Source organism: Streptomyces sp. NPDC059787 (assembly GCF_042732315.1).
In the GTDB taxonomy this organism is placed as follows: Bacteria; Actinomycetota; Actinomycetes; order Streptomycetales; family Streptomycetaceae; genus Streptomyces; species Streptomyces atrovirens.
The window spans coordinates 1-2,327 of sequence record NZ_JBHWHX010000107.1; the positions used below are offsets into that span (position 1 = coordinate 1).

Here is a 2,327-nt window from a genome sequence, read left to right on the forward strand (position 1 = left end):
CCCCTATAAGGGGCGCGGGGAACTGCGCATGGGGTCTGGGGGCGAAGCCCCCAGGGGCGGCGGGGGCGAAGAAGGCTTCGGGTCAGTCCCGTTCCAGAGGACGCGGTGTGGGGTCCGGTGTGCCGCCGAGCCAGTTCTCGACCGCCCGGCGGGGGCCGGACCAGCGGCGGTCGTGGCGGTAGGCACGCAGGATCGCGCGGGCCCGGGCACGCGGCCGGCGCCGGTAGAAGCGCCGGGCCCACAGCGACCCCGGCCGGGCCAGCCGCAGCGACCCGATCACGGCGACCGCCGGAATGACCACACCGAAGACGGCGACACGCGCCTTCCCCTTGCTCAGGGCGATCAGCGCGAACAGGAAGTTCACCCCCACGCTCGCGGCGACACCCGCGCGGTTCTGGAGTTCCTCCTGGGACAGGTCGTTGACACCGAACGGCACGAACCCCGCCAGCAGCAGCCCGACCAGCGCGGCGGTGAGCACGACCGCCTCGACGCTCTTGCGCCCCGCCTCGGTCCAGTACACGTCGTCGAGGTGCAGGATGAGCGCGAACTCGTCCAGGACCAGCCCCGCGCCGATGCCGAACAGCACCGCGGCGAAGGCGGAGCCCAGCCCGCCCTCTCCGCTCGCCACCGATCCGAAGCCGCCGACGACCGTGAGGACGACACCGGGGACGACGTGGTGGATGTGCAGTTCACCCGCCGTGACATTGCCGAAGGGCCCCTTCCCGGCCCGGATCAGACGGGTGATGATCCGGGTGATCACAAAGGTGAGGACGAAGGCGGCGAGCGCGAGGAGCAGCGGAAGCTTGCCCGGCTCGATGATGTTCCGATCCAGCCAATGTCCCATATGGGCACTTTATCCACAGTGGTCGCGGGCGCCCCGGTGACCGCCGGGTAATCTGCGCCGGTGCCCGCACCTCCCTCCCCCGCCTCCGTCGCCGACGGCCTCCGCTTCGCCTTCGGCACCCTCACCGTGCTCCCGGTCCGGGTCACCCGCTGGGACCGGCCGGCCGCGCGCGCCGGAATGCTGTGCGCCCCGGCGGCCGGCCTGGCGGTCGGCGCCCTGGCCGCCGCCACGGGGCTCCTGCTGCTGCTCCTCGGCGCGGGCGCGCTGCTCGCCGCCGTCGCCACCGTCGCCGTACCGGCCGCCCTGACCCGCGGTCTGCACCTCGACGGGCTCGCCGACACCGCGGACGGGCTCGGCAGCGCCAAGCCCGCCGAGGACGCGCTGCGGATCATGAAGCAGTCGGACATCGGCCCGTTCGGAGTGCTCACGCTCGTCCTCGTGCTGCTGGCCCAGGTGGCCGCGCTGGCGCAGGCGTACGGCCATGACGGGGCGCGGGGCGCGTTCGCCGCCGTCGTCTCGGCGGTCGTGGCGCGGCTGGCGCTCACCCTGGCCGCCCGCACCGGCGTGCCGCCCGCCCGCCCGGAGGGCCTGGGCGCGGCGGTCGCCGGGGTGGTGCCGGTGGCGGGCGCGGTGGGCGTCGCGCTCACGGTCACCGGGCTCGCGGCGGTCGGGAGCGCGCCCCTGGGGGCGTACGACGTCCTGCGCGCCGTACTCGCGGTGGTCCTGGCCGTCTCCGTCGCCGAACTGCTGCTGCGGCACTGTGTCCGCCGGTTCGGCGGGGTCACCGGCGATGTGTTCGGCGGGCTCGCGGAGACGGCGGCGACGACCGCGCTCGTCGTCATGTCACTGGGCTGAGACCGCCTCTGGACCGGGCCGTCGTCACCGGACGAAGAACGCGGCGATCGCCGTGGCCACGCCGCTCGCCCCCGTCACGACCGCCAGGGCGACGCAGCGCGCCCTCAGCTGCCGGTAGCGGGCCTCGTACTCGGTGCGCAGCTCGGCCGCCCGGTCGCGGATCCGCACCAGTGTGGCCCGGGAGGCGGCGATCCGGTCGGCCCGGTACACGCGTTCCACCTCTTCGCGCTGCGCGGTCGTCAGCCACGGCAGTTCCCCGGCGAACCGGGCGGCCTGCCGCCGGGCCTCCTCGACCTCGGCGGCCCACAGGAGGTGTCCCTCGAGCCGGTTCCAGCCGAGGGCGCTGTCCTGACGGGGGTTCACACGCTCCTCCACGTCCTGGGCCGTGGTCTCATCGCTGCTTGTCACCGGGGGCCACGGTCGCGGAGGCCGCGGGATGGTTCTCGATGTCGTCGAGTGCGGCGATGTCCGGGTGGTGCAGGTCGAACGCCGGGGATTCACTGCGGATCTTCGGCAGGGTGGTGAAGTTGTGGCGCGGGGGCGGGCAGGAGGTCGCCCACTCCAGGGAGCGGCCGTAGCCCCAGGGGTCGTCGACGCGGACCGGCTTGCCGTACTTGGCCGTCTTCCA

At 74.3% G+C, this 2,327-nt stretch carries 3 protein-coding genes and 1 pseudogene; 1 reads left to right on the forward strand and 3 read right to left on the reverse strand.

What is annotated here, in order from left to right; genetic code table 11:
- Positions 1-82: 82 nt before the first annotated feature.
- Complete coding sequence (locus ACFV5H_RS37750) at positions 83-844, reverse strand: hypothetical protein (RefSeq protein ID WP_385199180.1); 762 nt, start codon at positions 842-844, stop codon at positions 83-85.
- 60 nt (positions 845-904) lie between these two features.
- Here ACFV5H_RS37750 and ACFV5H_RS37755 point away from each other — a divergent pair, with 60 nt between their 5' ends.
- Positions 905-1,699, forward strand: a complete 795-nt coding sequence (locus tag ACFV5H_RS37755) for an adenosylcobinamide-GDP ribazoletransferase (protein ID WP_385057191.1) — start codon at positions 905-907, stop codon at positions 1,697-1,699.
- Between the two features lie 24 nt (positions 1,700-1,723).
- Here ACFV5H_RS37755 and ACFV5H_RS37760 read toward each other — a convergent pair whose 3' ends face one another.
- Positions 1,724-2,062 carry a hypothetical protein gene (locus ACFV5H_RS37760; RefSeq protein ID WP_385057233.1) on the reverse strand — a complete coding sequence of 113 codons (339 nt, stop codon included), beginning with the start codon at positions 2,060-2,062 and terminating at the stop codon, positions 1,724-1,726.
- A 28-nt stretch (positions 2,063-2,090) separates the two neighbouring features.
- Positions 2,091-2,327, reverse strand: a pseudogene (locus ACFV5H_RS37765) (cytochrome ubiquinol oxidase subunit I); the annotation flags it as partial.